This window comes from Mesorhizobium sp. B2-1-3, from assembly GCF_006442495.1.
In the GTDB taxonomy this organism is placed as follows: domain Bacteria; phylum Pseudomonadota; class Alphaproteobacteria; order Rhizobiales; family Rhizobiaceae; genus Mesorhizobium.
The window spans coordinates 32,916-48,159 of the sequence record NZ_VFWL01000028.1 but is presented as its reverse complement, the minus strand read 5'-3'; the positions used below and the strand labels follow the sequence as shown (position 1 = coordinate 48,159).

The following is a 15,244-nucleotide window of genomic DNA, read 5'->3' as shown; positions in this document are numbered from 1 at the left end:
TCGTCTCCGCCTGCTCCTCCATAGCGTGAGCGTCCCTCAGCCATTGTATCAACCAATCGCGCGATTGTGTCATGAAGCTCTCCCTTTGGGTTGCTCGCCCAAACCGCGAGCGGAGAGGATGGTTCCGCCCGGGCTATGGCAGGCTCGGCCAGAGGGCTGTCGACGCGCGGATTAACCACCAACGCGACTTCGAGCAGCGAGCCTCAACTGGCAGAGGGCCGGAGCCTGTAGCTTCTTTAGACCTCGGATAGGTTTTGGCGGTATCTATCGGGAAAAGGAGCGGGAAAGTCATGACCGAGTTCTGGCAGTCACTCCTCGCCAATCTTGCTCTAGTCTCCATCCTCGTGGTCGCCTGGGATCTTGTGGCGGACTTCACCGGGCGTCTGTCGACGCGGATGCAGTCGCTGGTTCTTGGCGTGGTCATGTGCATGGGCGCGATCATTTCCATGGCGACGGGCTTGTCCGTCTCCGGCTTCGTCGTCGATCTCCGCGCCGCCTTCATTGCGGCTGCCGCGTTCTTCGGTGGATGGCCGGCGATGTTCATCGCTACTGCCGGCTCCATTGCCTATCGCATCTATCTCGGTGGACAGGGCGCGAGCGTCGGTGTCGTGGGGATCCTCATCACCGCTATAGTCGGTATTGCGTGGCACCACATCGTTACTGCCCGGTCTCGCACCATGTTCGACATATTCGGACTCGGCGTGTCGGTAGCTTTCGCCGGGCTGATCACGCTCCTGATCATCCCCTCGCAAGTCGTTGCCGACCTGGTGCAGCAGAGCACACTCCCATCACTCGTGTTCCGCTTCCTCAGCACCGTCCTCATAAGCGTTCTGCTGGACCGGCAGCAGCGGCGGCGCGATCTTGCGATGTCCAACATGATCTACCGGGCCATGGTCCGCGAACTCCCGGATTGCCTGAACATTAAGGATGTCGACGGCCGGTTCATCGCCGCCAATCCCGCCACTGCCGAAATGATGCGCGCCGCTTCGGTCGAACAGCTTATCGGCAAGACGGATTTCGATTTCTACTCTAAGGACGTGGCCGAGCGCTTCCGGCAGGATGAGATGGGCGCTCTGGAAGCCGGGCAGACGCTGCGCATCGACCAGCCGGCGGTTTTCCCGGACGGCAGACAAGGCTGGCTCTACACGCTGAAGGCACCGTTCCGCGACGAGACCGGCAAGATCAGCGGCGTCATCACCTACAATCGCGACATCACCGAGCAAAAGCGAAATGCCCAGCTGAAGAACGATTTCATCTCGACGGTCAGCCACGAATTGCGCACCCCACTGACCTCCATCCGCGGCTCACTTGGTTTGATCGCGGCCGGCGTCGCCGGCGAACTGCCGCCCAAGGCCGCCAATCTCGTCAACATCGCCCACACCAACAGTGAAAGGCTGGTTCTTCTCATCAACGACATCCTTGATATGGAGAAGATCGAATCTGGCGTGATCACCTTCAAGATCAGGCAGATGGCTGTCCGCCCGGTCCTGGAACAGGCGATTGCCGCCAGCACCAACTACATGGCCGACAGCCGAATCAGGATCGTCTTGGTCGACGATGCCCCGCGCGCCGAAGCCAACATAGATCCGGATCGCCTGCATCAGGTGATGGCCAACCTGCTGTCGAATGCGATCAAGTTCTCGCACACTGATGGCATCGTCACGGTGAAACTCCATCGTCGTGCCCCCGATATGCTGCGCATCTCGGTCGTGGACCAGGGCGCTGGCATCCCCGAGGCGTTCCGCAGTCGCATATTCGGGAAGTTCGAGCAGGCGGACGCCTCCAGCACTCGCAAGATAGGCGGTACTGGCCTGGGCTTGAGCATCGTCAAGGCCATCACTGAAAAGCTGGGCGGCGGCATCTCCTTCGAAACCGAGGAAGGCAAGGGAACCTCGTTTCACATTGACCTCCCCGAAGCGCACAGGCAGACCGAGAAGCCGGTTTCGGTCGAGCGCCGGGCGCGCAAGCGCGATGGCCGCCTGCGTGTCCTCATCTGCGAGGACGAGCCTGACATTGCTGTGGTGATCGCAGCACTTCTCGATGCAGAAGGCTTTGCCAGCGACGTCGCGCCCGATATCGACACCGCCAAGGCGCTGCTGAGCTCGCGCGACTACGTGGCGCTGACGCTCGACATCAAGCTGGCGGGGGAATCCGGAATCAAGCTCTTCCACGACATACGGGCATCACCGGTGAATTCCGACATTGCGGTCATCGTCATCTCCGCCGTCGCCGACGAGGCCAGGCGCTCGCTGAACGGCAGCGCCGTCGGCATCGTCGACTGGCTGGAGAAGCCGGTGGATTCGAAACGGCTTCACGCCGCTCTTGCCAAGATCGTCGGCCGTAGGGTCGAGCCGAAGCCACAAATCCTGCATGTCGAAGACGATGAGGGCGTGCTTGCGGTGATGTCAGAAGGGCTGGGTTCGGGCGTCTCGATCACCTCGGCGAAGACACTAAAGCAGGCCCAGGAGGCGATCGCCCGCTATCGCTTCGACCTAGTCATCCTGGATATCGCGCTTCCCGACGGATCGGGCCTCGACCTCCTGACCGATCTGCCGCTCGAGACTGCGGTCATCGTGTTCTCGGCGGCGGAACTCGACCAGAAGCTCGGCGATCGGGTGCAGGCGATCATGACCAAGACCAGAGCGTCGGAAATCGATGTGGCAAAGTTGGTACGGAACATGTTGGTTTCGTCCCGCAATGGCACTCGGCCTGCCGCGCACGCCAAGGAGTGATGCTAATGCCCGCAAGGATCCTCTATGTAGACGACGAGGACGATATCCGCGAAATCGCCCAGATGTCGCTGGAGCTCGAGCCGGAATTCGAGGTGCGATCCTGTTCTTCGGGCATGCAGGCGCTGGCCGATGCCGCCGAATGGCGGCCCGACCTCATCCTGCTCGATGTGATGATGCCGGACTTGGACGGACCGGAGACGCTGAGGCGCCTGGCCGAGTCCCGGCCGACGGCGTCGATACCCGTGGTGTTCATCACCGCGCGCACCCAGACGCATGAGGTCGAACGCTATCTGGCTATGGGGGCGGTGGGGGTGATCGCCAAACCTTTCGACCCGCTTGCGCTTGCCGGTGAAGTCAAAAGATTGCTTCTATCGCGCACCTGAGCCGACGTATGGCTTGGCCACCGAGCGCAGTTTGTCTGCACACTGTGCGATGCCGTTCAGGGCTCCTATACCATGTCGCCTTATTCATCTACTGATTGTGCCGAGGTGCAGGCGCAGCGAATCAGGTTGTCTATAATCGTGTGGCATCGGCGGACGTCGATGAGAGAGTCGAGACGAATATTTCTGTCTGCATGGACCGCATTGGCGGATGTCGGTTCATGGGATCACTCCGGGGGGCGACGGAACCGGAGCAAGGCTGGTGAACGGAGCGAAGGCAAGAGTTCTGATTTGCGATGACGATCCCTTGTTGATCGAGCTGATGGAATTCAGGCTCAGGGCAAAGGGATATGAGGTCATCAAAGCAGTAGACGGGGCGGAAGCGCTCTCGAAGGCAGAGCATGAGGCGCCGGACATCATCGTGCTCGACGCGATGATGCCCAAGGCCGACGGCCTGGAGGTCCTTGCCCGCATCAAGGGCGATCCGGCTTTGTCCGAAACCCCGGTCGTCATGCTGACCGCCCGCAAGGGCGAAAGGGACATCGTCTCGGCCCTCGAAAAAGGAGCCGACGACTACCTTGTGAAGCCATTCATCCCCGAGGAGCTTCTGGCGCGGTTGGCGCGTCTGCTCGCGCGAAAGAGCGGGAAACGCTGATGCGGCGCTGCCGGTGCGCAGCCCTTGGCGCATGTCTGATCCTGGCGATCGCTGCGCCCCAGGGCGCGGTGCTGGCGCAGACGGTGGATGAACTTTACGAGTTCGGCGTCAAGGCCAGGCAAGCGCAGCATTTTGACGAGGCGGTGGAGTTTTTACGGCGCGCCCTTGCGCTTAAACCCGATAACGCCGACGCCTTGGTGCAACTCGGTTTTGCCGAACTCGGCCGCGACAATCTGTCGGCGGCGCGCGACGCTTTTTCCAATGCCCTGTCCTTGGCCCCAACCTATCGGGACGCCAGCTTTGGCATGGCTGAGGTCGAGTTCCGCTCGGGCAATCTGGATGCCGCGCTTCCGCTAGCCGAAACGGCCCTGCGGGCCGAGCCCGGCAACGCTGACGCCGCCACGCTTATCGCGAATATCCAGAAGGCGAAGCAAGCCGCCGGCAGTGAGGTGAGACGATCTCCCGCGGTTCCGGCGCCGACAAAGAAACCGACTAGCCGGCGGCCCGATCCCGTCGCCGGTCTGATGGAGCAGGGCAGACGCCTGCGAGCGGCGGGAAAGCTGCCCGAGGCGGAGAAAGTCTATCGCCGGGCACTGGGACTGGCGCCGAAGAACACCGACATCCTCGTCGCCCTTGGCCTGGTCGTCGGCTCCAGCCAAAGCTTCGACGAGGCGGGGCTTTTCTTCGACCGCGCGCTTGCGATCAAGCCGGGCCTTCTCGACGCGCGGCTTGGCAAGGTGCGCCTGGCGATCTGGCGGGGCGACGCGCCGAGCGCCCGCCGCTTGGTCGATGGCGTGCTGGCCTCAGTGCCAGGCAATGTCGAGGCGCTCGAGCTGGATGCGAGAGTGGCTTTGCTCGAGGCCGATTACACGCGGGCCGGGCAGTCGTTCCAGCGCGTGCTTGCGGCCGATCCGCGCAATGCCGAGGCGCTGGTCGGGCTCGGCGATGTGCGCCGCGCCGAGGGTAAAGAGGAGGACGCGCGGGATGCCTACAGCCAAGCGCTCGCCGTCGAGCCTGGCTCTTTCGATATCGAGCAAAGGCTGGCCGTGCCGCCGCCGCGCAAATGGCGGCTCGATCTCGGCAGCGAGGTGAGCGATCTCACCAGCGAGCTCGGCGACTGGACCGACAGTTCGGCAGGTCTTGCCTATCGGCTGTCGCCGCGCACCACGATTTCCGGTCGCACCCGGCTGGCCACACGCTTCGGCCGCACCGACGTCCAGATCGAAGGCCGTATCGACCAGGCCTTCTCGCCGGCGTTCTCTGCCTATGCTCTGGCGGCGGCGACGCCGGACGCTGATTTCCTCGCGCGCTATTCGATCGGCGCCGGGGCTTCGTGGCAGGTCATGGCGCCGGCAAAGGCGTTCGGCCCGCTTTCGCTCAACATCGACGCCCGCTACGACAATTTCGCCGACACAAATGTCACCAGCATCTCGCCATGGGTGCAGACCTCTATCCTAGACGGCCGCCTGGGGCTTTCCGCCCGCTGGGTTCATGCGCAGGATGATATCGGCACGGGCGCAGACGGTTATGTGCTTCGCGTCGACCTTGCTGCGACACCGCACTTCAACGTGTTCGGCGGTTATGCCGACGCTCCCGAAATCTCCGACGGCACGCTGGTGCCGACGCGCGCGGTCTTTGGTGGTGTTTCCTGGGACATCAGCGATCCGCTGACGTTGCGCGCCAGCATCGCGCATGAAGAACGACCGAGATTCGACCGGAATACATTCGGTCTCGGCCTGACCGCGCGGTTCTGACCATGTGGTACATCTGGGATCTCTCCATACTGCTCAGCGCTCTTTCGCTGGTGATCATGCTGTTCCTGATCGCGAGACGCGTCCTGCAGGAGCGCCGGAGCAAGGCTGCGGCCGACCAGCGGCGTCAGCTTCTGACTGCGCTGATCGCCTTCACCGAGAGCCGCGACCGCGAGGTGTTGAAAACGGCCATTCTTTCGGTGCCGGCTGGCGTGGCGATCAATACCGGCTTCGAGTTCATTTCGCTTTTGCGCGGCGAGGAGCACGACGATGTCCTTGCTGCTTTCAAGGAATGTGGCCTGCCGGCCCTTGTCGGCAGGCAACTGGAAAAGGGCAACGGCGCCGAACGCATCCATGCGGCCGAGATGCTGGCGGCGCTGCGCTCGGAAGGTGCGGTGGCAAGCCTGCTTTCCGCGCTCGACCACGACCGCTCGCGCGAGGTCAGGATCGCCGTCGCCATAGCGCTCTGCGATCTGAACAGCCTGCCGCCGCTCGGCATTGCGCTGCGCAAGATCGGCGTGGCCGGGCAGCGCTCGCGACGCCTGATCGAGCTGTTCAGGCGCTTTCCGCACGCGCGCCTGGAGGAACTGGCGGACCATGCCGCGCGCGCCGACGCCGTGCCCTTCATAAGGGCGGCCGCGATCGACGCATTGGCCCGCGCCGGCGGCTTCCGCTTCGCCGATCTCTTCGCCCGCTTGGCCGACGACGCCTCGTCCGAGGTTGCAGCGGCGGCACTGCGGGCGCTCGGCCTCACCGGAAATGCCGACGCGCCGGCGATCCTCTCGACCGCGATGACAAAAGGCGACTGGGAGGTGCGCAGCGCGGCCGCCGATGCCGCCGGCCGCCTCGGCCTCGCCGAACTTGGCCGGCCGCTATCCAAGCTGATGGGCGACGAGGTGTGGAACGTGCGCTATGCCGCCGCCAACGCGCTGCGCTCCTTCGGCCAGCCGGGAGAGCGGTTGCTGCGCCAGATTGCCGACAGCGAGGTCTCGCGCAGCCAGCGCACCGCCTCGCTCATTCTTGCCGAGGGACCAGCCGTATGATCGCCGACTGGAGCGACGAGATCGTTCTTGCCGCCACCATCTTGTCTTGGTTCATCATCGGGGCCGGGCTGGCGCAGACGACGATATACCTCCTGCAGCTCATCGTCGCCGGCTATGCATTGTCCAAGCGCCCACCGGTCGCGCGCTCGGCGCTGCTTTGGCACCGCTATGGCGATGTCGCGCCGCCGATCGCGCTATTGGTGCCCGCCTACAACGAGGCCTTGAACGTGGTCGAGAGCGTCCATTCCATGCTGGCGCTCGAATATCCCAATTTCGAGGTCATCGTCATCAACGACGGCTCGAAAGACGAGACCTTGCTGCGCCTTATCGAGGCGTTCAAGCTGGTAAAGTTCCATCGGCCCCATGAGGAGGCGCTCGCGCACAATCCGATCCGCGGCCTCTATTCGTCACCGATGACCGAGCGGCTGTTCGTCGTCGACAAGGAGAACGGCGGCAAGGCCGACGCCCAGAACGCCGGCATCAATGTCTGTCGCGCGCCGCTCTTTTGTGTCATCGACGGCGACTCTATCCTTGAGCCCGACGCGCTGATGCGTGCCGCCCAGCCATTCATCGACGACCCCGAGCGCACCATTGCCGTCGGCGGCACGATCCGCATCGCCAACGGCTCCAGGATCGAGGCAGGCAGGGTGCGCGAAGTCCGTCTGCCACGCCGTCTGTTGCCACTGCTCCAGGTGGTCGAATACCTGCGCGCCTTCCTGATGGCGCGGCTTGCCTGGAGCCGCATCAACACACTGATGCTGGTCTCCGGCGCTTTTGGCATGTTTCGCCGGGCCGAAGTGGTGGCGGTCGGCGGCTTCACCAAGGGTTCGATGGGCGAGGACCTCGACCTCGTCATCAAGCTGCACCGCTATATGCGGGATAAAAAGCGCAAATACCGCATCCAGTTCATTCCGGAGCCGGTGTGCTGGACCGAGGCGCCGGAATCGCTGAGCGTCCTTGCCCGGCAGCGCACGCGCTGGCAGCGCGGCTCGCTCGAATGCTTCTTCCGCTACCGCTCCATGCTCTTCAACCCGCGCTATGGCCGCGTCGGCTTTCTCGGCTTCGGCCACATCTTCATTGTCGACGTTCTGGGACCGGTGGCGGAGGTGCTGGGCTATATCCTCATCCCCGCCTTCTGGCTGCTCGGTGTCCTTTCGGCCGAATATCTTCTGGCCTTCACCTCGCTCATCTTCACCTATGGCGTCTGCGTGAGCGTATGCTCCCTCGTTCTCGAAGAGGCCGAGTTGCAGCGTTTTCCCCGCGCCAGGGACCTCGCGGTATTGACGGCGGTCGCCGTGATCGAGAATTTCGGCTACCGCCAGCTCAACAATTTCTGGCGCGTGAAGGGCTGGTGGCAATTTCTTCGGGCCGACCAGAGCTGGGGTGAGATGACCAGGACCGGCCTGGGCGGCGCGAAGAAGTGAGCCCCGTCTGCTGAGTCACTTCAGCGTCCGCTCGATCTCCGTGATAAGCGCATCGAGTGCGGCGTGCGAGGCCCCATCGTCCGCCTGCTCGATCAGCAATGTCTCCAACGCCGATGCCCGCGCGCTGATCTCCGCAAACCCGAATGTCCCCGCGGCCCCGGCGAGCGAGTGCGCGGTGGGAATCAGGGTGTCGTTGGAGCCCACTGACGGGCCTCTCTGACGCGCCGCCCTCAACTCCGCGAGTTGAGTGGCGCACCGAGCCAGGAAACGCTGTCGTAAGGGGGCGAAGGGATCATTCAGAATGGAAGGGGCCTCCATGGATGGCTTTAGAGGTATTCAAGCAGAAAACTCGGTGGAGTGGAACGAACTGCTTGCGGTCCACGCTCCTGTCAGAGCAGAACTGCGGCGCCCGCTTCAGCCAAATGCAATGGCGATGAGTTTTTGATGTCCAACCGCGGAATGAGCGAGCTGGTCGGCATAGACCTTCTTGAAGGCCGGCGAGCGGGGTGCATTCAACGTATTTTCAAATGTTTGGAGCCTGCTGCGGTATTCGGATAGGCCGACAGGTCGGCGGCCGCAGCACGTCCGCTATCATGCAATTGGTGAAAGTGTACCATCCTGCCGCCATGAGCTCACGACCGGCAATACGGCTTGCATGGCCCAACAGTTTGCCTAGCCACTCGTCAAGCGCGGGACATCTGAAGCGCAACACGATTTCGTCCTTCCGATTTGGCACGAAAAAGAGCCAGATCGGCGGCATTGACGAAATCCTTCGGCGTTTCGTTCTCGGTGGGCACCGCTGTTGCGACGCCAACGCTGATGGTCACGCGATCCGAGCCGTGGGGTATGTTCAGCTCCCGCACGCTCTGGACGAGCTGCTCTGCGATCGCACTGGATTGTTCCAGTAAAGTGTCGACCAGCACGACGACGAACTCTTCGCCTCCGTACCGCGCAGCGAGATCGGTGGAACGGCCGGAACCGCTCTGGATTACGCGGGCGATTTGCTTGAGCACCTCGTCGCCGGCCATATGGCCATAGGTATCATTGTATCGTTTGAAGTTGTCGGCATCGATCATCAACAGCGACAATGGGGATTGTGCGCGAAAAGCACGCTTCCATTCAGACGCCAGATATTCGTCAAAATAGCGCCTGTTGCCGAGGCCCGTCAGGCCATCGATCCGCGTCAGACGTTCAAGCTCGAGATTAGCACTGATCAGCTGTCGCTGGCTTTCCCTTAGCGCTCGGTATGCAGCTTCTCGCTGGACGTGATCCAGATAGGCCCGCGTGTGATATCGAACGCGTGCAATCAGCTCGATACGATCCGGAAGCTTTACGAGATAATCGTTCGCTCCCGCAGCGAACGCTTCGCCCTTGGTGGCTGGGTCTTCCTTGCTCGACAGCACAATGACTGGTACCGCGCGTGTCGAAGCATGCTTCCGGTATTCTCGCACCAGATGCAGCCCATCGACCCCGGGCATGACGAGATCCTGCAGGATGACGGTTGGCTTTACCTCGTCGGCGACCGTGATCGCTCTCAATGGGTCGGTGCAGAAGTGTAACGAGATATCAGGCTCGCTGGCTAGAGCGCGCCTGACCGCCTCGCAAACCATGATCTGGTCATCGATGAGCAGAACCATGGATGAATAGTTATCTGCAAGTGGTGGGACCAGCTGTGGTTCTAGCGTCATCGGACGAACCCTTTCACCTGGAGCGCTGAAAGGGCTTCGATTATGCGTGAGCCGATCGCACTCAAAGGAAGAATATCAACAGCCGCGCCGACGTCGGCGGCGGCCTTCGGCATGCCGTAGACGGCGCTGGTTGCTCTATCCTGCGCGATTGTGAGATGCCCCTTGTCGCGGAGCTGTCTCAACCCGTGCGCACCATCCCTGCCCATGCCTGTGAGCAGGACTCCAATCACCGAGCCAGGCCACCATTGCGCGGCACTTTCGAAGAACACATCTACGGACGGCCGATAAACGCTGTCCTCGGGGCTAGGCGTATAGCCAAGTTGCTGAGCTGACTTGAAAACCAGATGATCCGCGGAACTGGCAATGAGAACGGTGCCCGCTTGAGGACTATCGTTTTCCCGCGCTGGACGGATCGGGAGAGGCGTATGCTGGCCGAGCCAATCAGCAAGGCCTGGAACGAATTGGGCATCGAGATGCTGTACGAGCACGATGGCGGCGGCGAAATCAACGGGAAACGCGCTCAGGACTGCGGCAACGGCGGCCGGCCCGCCAGCAGAGGCACCGATTGCAATTAGCCGCCGAGTTGTCGGCTCAGCCGCACGGGACATCCTCCTTCTTGCCTTGCCCGGCGCATCGCCGATCAGCTTGCCGATCGTTGCTATCTTGTTGGTCAACAGCCGTGCGGATTGCGAGGACGCATCACCTTCGATGCCTACTGAGGGAATATCGACGGCGTCGAGCGCGCCATGCCCCATCGCTTCGTAGACGCCGGCGACGTTGGCTTCGATACTGGCGGTCACCAGCAAGATTGAACATGGGGTTTCCGCCATGATTCTGCGGGTCGCTTCCACCCCGTCCATCTCTGGCATCGCTAGATCCATGAGTATCAGATCCGGCAGATCACGTCTGCAGACCTCGACCGCCTCACGCCCATTGGTCGCAATCCATGCGACTTGGTGTTCGCCGGTCGACATGACCAGCCGGCGCAGAAGTTCAACCGCCATCGGCATGTCGTTGACTACGCCAATTCTCATTCGTTGGTCGCCAATTTCGATCTCATTCAGTCGCCTCGCCGATCATGTCCACGACGGCATGGATCAGCGCCTCGTCCTGAAAGGTACTCTTGGTCAGATAATAGTCGGCACCGGCGTCAAGCCCGCGCGAGCGGTCTTCTTCCCGATCCTTGTATGAAACGATCATGATGGGTGTGTTCCTGAGATGGACGTCCTTTCTGATCAGGCTCACCAGTTCGATACCATCCATGCGCGGCATGTCTATGTCAGTGACGACGATCAAAAGGACCAGATCGGACGGCATTCCACCCGTCCATACCGTCGACTGCCACTTCGACGTCATAACCGTGATTGCCCAGCATCTTGCGCTGGAGTTCGCGAACCGTGAGTGAATCGTCAATCACCAGCACGCGCTTGCGTCTGCTCGGTCCGGGACCGCCCACGGCTCGCCGAAGGGCTCGAAATCCGCTGGACGACGCAAGCTTTTCCACCGATCGAACCAGATCATCGACGTCGAAGATCAGAACAGGCGAACCGTCCTCCATCAGGGCCGCTGCGCTGATGTCCTTGATCTTGGCAAACCGGGAATCGAGAGGTCTGATCACCAGTTCGCGTTCCCCGAGAAAACGGTCGACGATTACGCCGTAGGCGTCCCCCCGACCCGTTTCCACCACGACGACCGAGAGTTCCTCTGGTTCGGACGCAGACTCTCCTCGATCCAGCACCTCGCGCGCTGTCACCAACCCGATCTGTCGATCGTTCAAGCGAAAATGCGGGCGGCCCTGCAGGAGGTTGATCTCCACCCGCTGCAATTTCATTGTCTTGGAGATGGCAGCGAGTGGAAACGCATAGGGCTCCCCATCGACTTCGACGAGTAAGGTGCGCAGGACTGACAACGTCAGCGGCAGTTGCAGTTGAAACCGGGTTCCTCGACCAAATTCCGAGGAGACGCTCGTGATTCCGCGGACCTCCTTCGTCATCGCCTGCACTGCGTCGAGTCCCACGCCACGGCCGGAGACGTCGGACAGGCCAACTTTCATCGAAAAGCCGGGCAGAAAAAGGAATGCCAGCAATTCCGTTTCGCTGAGCGCGTCGGCGCTTTCCCTGGTTGCAAACTGCCGGGCGACGACAGTCTCGCGCAGCTTCGAGAGCTCGATCCCTCTGCCGTCGTCCACCACGGCTATTTGCAGCAGTCCGGCATTGTGCCTCGCTTCGAGCCTGATGAGTCCCTCTTCGGGTTTGCCGGTTGCGAGGCGCTCATCAGGCGGTTCAAGCCCATGGTCTACCGCGTTGCGCAGAAGATGCCCCAAGGGGGCATCCAGCTGCTCGAGGATATCGCGGTCGATGCCGGTCGAGCCGCCTACGATCTCCAGTCGCACCCGCTTGCCAAGTGTACGACCGAGGTCGCGGACCGTTCTTGCGTAGTGTCTCACCCCGTCCTCAAAAGGCCGCATCCGGCTCGCCAACGTCTCCTCGTACAATCGGTTGGCAAGATCGGTGGCTTTCCGATCGACTGAATCCAACTCATCGAGACGCTCCGCCAAGAAGGCTTGGCTCAACCGAAGCTTTCGCTGCGTTTCAACCAGCGCCTCCACCACAGCCGCATCTTTTGCGACCGGCAGCAGCACTGCATCAAGATTGTCGAACGCACTTGCGATGTCTGATTGAAGGCGCTTCAGCCGCAGCAGCCCGTCAGCGAATGGCCTGAGCCGCCGAGCTTCCATCAGCGACTCGCCAGCCAAACCGAGCAGTCGGTTCAGGCTGTCTGCCGTCACCCGAACCATTCTATCTGAGCCGATGCTCCCTCGGGCTTGAGCTTTCGGCTCGACAAGAGGGTTCGCTGACGAGGTTGCCGCCGGCTCTTTTCGGCTATGCTCTGGGGTTGCGAAATCAGCTGCCGAATCTTGGGGTGCGGGCTCGGGGAGGGACAGTTCCTCGAACTTCGCCAGAAAGCTTTCGACTTCCGGGTTGACGCTCTCGTTCGATGATCCCGATGCGATCAATTTCAGAAGGTCAGAGCCTTGCAGAAGCGCATCTATATGCTCCTTGCGTACCCTCAGATGCCCACGTTGCGCGGCGACCAAGCAATCTTCCATTGCATTTGCAACTTTGACGGCGGGCGTCAGATCGATAATGCGGGCTGCTCCTTTCAGCGAATGCGCGGCCCGCATGCATTCTTCCAGGGCGTCGGTGGCGACAGGATCGCGTTCGAGCGCTAGAAGGCCGGAGGTCAAAGCCTGTGATTGCGTCTCCAGTTCGGCCTGGAAAAGGCTCAACATCGAAACCTGACTGAAGTCCTCATCTGTCATGCCATGCTCCGATCCATCATCGTGAGCAGTTGTCCCGGGTCGAGACAGCCAACAGCCCGTTCACGCCAGGGCAAAACGGCAACAGTAGCCGCCGACAGCGTCTTGCCGATCGTAACTGGCACGGCGAGAGTGTCGCGTGCCCGGTAGCGATGTAAGCCGTGGACCTCATCAACCGTGAAAGCAACCCGCTTGTCCCGCTCGCCCACCACGACGAGGCGGCGAAATATCTTGGCTCGTCTGCCTTGTTCCTCCTCCTTGGCTTCGTCGATCCCGAGCAATTCAGCGAGCGACAGGCAAATCAGCAATTCGCCCCGGACATTGGCGATGCCGAGCACTGCACTATTCCTGCGGTGTGGAAGGGAATGAACGGGACGGGATTCAGCCACTTCATGAAAAATGCCAGCTGGAAGCGCCAGCCATTCGTTCCCCAACCGGAAGAGAACGGCCGTCTGCAGCGCTTCATCGTCCGCCGAAACGACCGCTGCACGACCAGCGCTATCGGGCCATTCGCCGCGATATGACGAGGGCGCCGCACGATCAAGGAGGCGCCGTGCAATCTTCCTGTAGGTCGGGCAATTCCGGCAGTGTAGATGCTGCTCCAGTTGGGGACAGGACTTGTCACCCCGAACGCCTATCCGCCGCCAGCAATCGTCGATTTCAATCTGCTCCACTGGCAGAGCGATCCTTGTCGAAGCCGGCATCAGGTGCCGCTCCTTTTCTGGACCCGGACCAGCCTGTCGGCCAGCGCCTCGGCGCCGCTGTGGTCGCCTTGCTTGCGAAGCAGCAAAGCCAGGTGGACCAGAGCCTCTCGATGATTTGGCGCGAGATAGAGTGCCTTGCGATAGCTTTGCGCGGCCTTGGATGCAGCGCCATCCGCATCCTGAACGAGGCCCAGCAGGTAGAAGATTTGCGCGGAAGGACCGAATTTCTCGAGATGGGCGAGGGCGACCTCCTGTGCCTCCTTTACCCGACCCGCATTGGCGATCCGTTCAACCGCGACTAGGCTTTCCGAGACCTGATCAACGGGCTTGGCCAGGGCCGGCGCACTGTTTTCCTTGCCGACGGTCAGTCGTGGCCGAAGAACGGGCTTGCTCTTGTTGAGCTTCGGGGTTGATGTCCGCACCGGGATAGCAGTTGTCGGCGCCGCGGCCTTGATGGGCTCCGATTCTAGGAAGGCAAAGGCCAAGGGCCATTCAGCGGAAATAAAGCCATGCAGCCTTGGAAGTGCTGCTTCCGCGGGACCGACCAGAAGAAGTCCGTCCGTGGCCAAGAGGTCTTTCAGGCGGGTCAATGCGCGATCCTGCAGTTCGCGATTGAAATAGATCAGCAAATTCCGACAGAGTACGATGTCGTAGACCTCTTGCCCAAAAATTGCGCGAGTACCGAATAGGTTGCCGACCCTGAAGCGAACCTGTTTCACACCGCAGCACTGGGCCGCAACCCACCCTCGACCGCTTCGAAATAGCGGTCCCTGAATTCGAGATAGCTGCCGCGAAAGGAATTGCGCCCGTAGACGGCACGTTCAGCCAGCGCGATATTGCGGGTACTGACGTCCACCGCATCGATGTTGAACTCGTGCGCCTCAAAACCGGCATCGAACATGGCCATTGCGACCGAATAGGCCTCTTCACCGGTTGAACATGGCAGGCTCAAGACTTTTGTTGGCTGAGCACGCTTGTGCACGCGCGCATGCCGCGCCAACATCGTGAACGCTTCTCGGTCGCGAAAGAACCAAGTCTCCGGGATCACCACCGCATTGATCAACTCCTGAAGCTCCTGCGGGGAACCGGTCAAGTGTTCCCTATAGGCCTGAGGATTGGCAATCCGGCACGCTGCCATCCGGTCTCTGACCGCCTGACGGACCACTGTCGGGCCAACGCTGGCACTGTCCAGTCCAATGGTTTCCATCAGGAGCTTTTCTATTGCGCCGGTCATTAAACACCCATCACGGCCTGGCGGAGCAATGCGGTACGAATCTCTTCCGAAAGCAGCGCTTCCGCTTTGACCCACTGAATGATCTCCGTGCCATCCGAAGTCACCGGACCAAGATAAGACGGCGTTCCTGGCTCGAGGCCGAACGGCGCGAAGTCGGCAGGGTCTCGCTCGACCGTATCCGTCACCCGTTCCGCGACCAACCCAAGCAGGCGTTGCTCGCCATCTCGCGCCGGGTAGCGCGTAACAACGATCCGGGTGCTCAATAGGCGCTCCGATGGCCGGCCAAGCGCAAGAAGAGTAACATCGATGAGAGG

General features: G+C 61.5%; 15 protein-coding genes. 6 read left to right on the top strand and 9 right to left on the bottom strand.

Annotation, left to right across the window (positions count from 1 at the left end):
* Window positions 1-290: 290 nt before the first annotated feature.
* The 6 genes from FJ973_RS29535 (at window position 291) to FJ973_RS29510 (ending at window position 7,985) form a co-directional block, all read left to right on the top strand.
* Window positions 291-2,732, top strand: a complete 2,442-nt coding sequence (locus FJ973_RS29535; RefSeq protein WP_140500732.1) for an ATP-binding protein — start codon at window positions 291-293, stop codon at window positions 2,730-2,732.
* Between the two features lie 5 nt (window positions 2,733-2,737).
* On the top strand, window positions 2,738-3,115 hold the full coding sequence (locus tag FJ973_RS29530; RefSeq protein ID WP_140500731.1) for a response regulator: 378 nt from the start codon (window positions 2,738-2,740) through the stop codon (window positions 3,113-3,115).
* Between the two features lie 259 nt (window positions 3,116-3,374).
* The gene (locus FJ973_RS29525) at window positions 3,375-3,767 is read left to right on the top strand and encodes a response regulator (protein ID WP_140500730.1); all 393 of its coding nucleotides are present in this window, start codon (window positions 3,375-3,377) and stop codon (window positions 3,765-3,767) included.
* The gene (locus FJ973_RS29520; protein ID WP_140518213.1) at window positions 3,767-5,521 is read left to right on the top strand and encodes a YaiO family outer membrane beta-barrel protein; all 1,755 of its coding nucleotides are present in this window, start codon (window positions 3,767-3,769) and stop codon (window positions 5,519-5,521) included. The genes FJ973_RS29525 and FJ973_RS29520 overlap by 1 nt, the downstream gene beginning before the upstream one ends.
* 2 nt (window positions 5,522-5,523) lie before the next feature.
* A complete protein-coding gene (locus tag FJ973_RS29515; protein WP_140558793.1) occupies window positions 5,524-6,561 on the top strand; it encodes a HEAT repeat domain-containing protein in 1,038 nt (345 codons plus the stop codon).
* Window positions 6,558-7,985 carry a glycosyltransferase family 2 protein gene (locus FJ973_RS29510; RefSeq protein ID WP_181168449.1) on the top strand — a complete coding sequence of 476 codons (1,428 nt, stop codon included), beginning with the start codon at window positions 6,558-6,560 and terminating at the stop codon, window positions 7,983-7,985. Before FJ973_RS29515 ends, FJ973_RS29510 begins: the two co-directional genes overlap by 4 nt.
* A gap of 15 nt (window positions 7,986-8,000) precedes the next feature.
* Here FJ973_RS29510 and FJ973_RS29505 read toward each other — a convergent pair whose 3' ends face one another.
* From FJ973_RS29505 to FJ973_RS29475, 9 genes are all read right to left on the bottom strand, one after another.
* The gene (locus FJ973_RS29505; RefSeq protein ID WP_181165450.1) at window positions 8,001-8,303 is read right to left on the bottom strand and encodes an Hpt domain-containing protein; all 303 of its coding nucleotides are present in this window, start codon (window positions 8,301-8,303) and stop codon (window positions 8,001-8,003) included.
* 365 nt (window positions 8,304-8,668) lie between these two features.
* On the bottom strand, window positions 8,669-9,622 hold the full coding sequence (locus FJ973_RS29500) for a PleD family two-component system response regulator (protein WP_281405099.1): 954 nt from the start codon (window positions 9,620-9,622) through the stop codon (window positions 8,669-8,671).
* Window positions 9,623-9,669: 47 nt separating this feature from the next.
* Complete coding sequence (locus FJ973_RS29495) at window positions 9,670-10,707, bottom strand: chemotaxis response regulator protein-glutamate methylesterase (RefSeq protein WP_140518210.1); 1,038 nt, start codon at window positions 10,705-10,707, stop codon at window positions 9,670-9,672.
* Window positions 10,708-10,729: 22 nt separating this feature from the next.
* Window positions 10,730-10,990, bottom strand: coding sequence for a response regulator (locus FJ973_RS31530; protein ID WP_246675975.1), 261 nt, complete (start codon window positions 10,988-10,990; stop codon window positions 10,730-10,732).
* Window positions 10,953-12,995, bottom strand: coding sequence for a hybrid sensor histidine kinase/response regulator (locus FJ973_RS29490; protein WP_246675974.1), 2,043 nt, complete (start codon window positions 12,993-12,995; stop codon window positions 10,953-10,955). Before FJ973_RS29490 ends, FJ973_RS31530 begins: the two co-directional genes overlap by 38 nt.
* Window positions 12,992-13,696 (bottom strand): chemotaxis protein CheW, encoded by a 705-nt coding sequence (locus FJ973_RS29485; RefSeq protein WP_140558792.1) that lies wholly within the window; start codon window positions 13,694-13,696, stop codon window positions 12,992-12,994. The genes FJ973_RS29490 and FJ973_RS29485 overlap by 4 nt, the downstream gene beginning before the upstream one ends.
* Window positions 13,696-14,415: a CheR family methyltransferase gene (locus FJ973_RS29480; RefSeq protein ID WP_281407032.1), complete on the bottom strand. Its 720-nt coding sequence runs from the start codon at window positions 14,413-14,415 to the stop codon at window positions 13,696-13,698. Before FJ973_RS29480 ends, FJ973_RS29485 begins: the two co-directional genes overlap by 1 nt.
* The gene (locus FJ973_RS31670) at window positions 14,412-14,930 is read right to left on the bottom strand and encodes a CheR family methyltransferase (protein ID WP_281407031.1); all 519 of its coding nucleotides are present in this window, start codon (window positions 14,928-14,930) and stop codon (window positions 14,412-14,414) included. The genes FJ973_RS29480 and FJ973_RS31670 overlap by 4 nt, the downstream gene beginning before the upstream one ends.
* On the bottom strand, window positions 14,930-15,238 hold the full coding sequence (locus FJ973_RS29475) for a hypothetical protein (protein ID WP_281407033.1): 309 nt from the start codon (window positions 15,236-15,238) through the stop codon (window positions 14,930-14,932). Before FJ973_RS29475 ends, FJ973_RS31670 begins: the two co-directional genes overlap by 1 nt.
* Window positions 15,239-15,244 lie beyond the last annotated feature (6 nt).

Bases quoted from the DNA above. Each gene is read 5' to 3' on its own strand.
- FJ973_RS29510 (WP_181168449.1), top strand. From the start codon at position 6,558: ATGATCGCCGACTGGAGCGACGAGATCGTTCTTGCCGCCACCATCTTG.
- FJ973_RS31670 (WP_281407031.1), bottom strand. From the start codon at position 14,930: ATGACCGGCGCAATAGAAAAGCTCCTGATGGAAACCATTGGACTGGAC.
- FJ973_RS29530 (WP_140500731.1), top strand. From the start codon at position 2,738: ATGCCCGCAAGGATCCTCTATGTAGACGACGAGGACGATATCCGCGAA.
- FJ973_RS31530 (WP_246675975.1), bottom strand. From the start codon at position 10,990: ATGCCGTCCGATCTGGTCCTTTTGATCGTCGTCACTGACATAGACATG.
- FJ973_RS29490 (WP_246675974.1), bottom strand. From the start codon at position 12,995: ATGACAGATGAGGACTTCAGTCAGGTTTCGATGTTGAGCCTTTTCCAG.
- FJ973_RS29520 (WP_140518213.1), top strand. From the start codon at position 3,767: ATGCGGCGCTGCCGGTGCGCAGCCCTTGGCGCATGTCTGATCCTGGCG.
- FJ973_RS29535 (WP_140500732.1), top strand. From the start codon at position 291: ATGACCGAGTTCTGGCAGTCACTCCTCGCCAATCTTGCTCTAGTCTCC.
- FJ973_RS29515 (WP_140558793.1), top strand. From the start codon at position 5,524: ATGTGGTACATCTGGGATCTCTCCATACTGCTCAGCGCTCTTTCGCTG.
- FJ973_RS29485 (WP_140558792.1), bottom strand. From the start codon at position 13,696: ATGCCGGCTTCGACAAGGATCGCTCTGCCAGTGGAGCAGATTGAAATC.
- FJ973_RS29500 (WP_281405099.1), bottom strand. From the start codon at position 9,622: ATGGTTCTGCTCATCGATGACCAGATCATGGTTTGCGAGGCGGTCAGG.
- FJ973_RS29505 (WP_181165450.1), bottom strand. From the start codon at position 8,303: ATGGAGGCCCCTTCCATTCTGAATGATCCCTTCGCCCCCTTACGACAG.
- FJ973_RS29495 (WP_140518210.1), bottom strand. From the start codon at position 10,707: ATGAGAATTGGCGTAGTCAACGACATGCCGATGGCGGTTGAACTTCTG.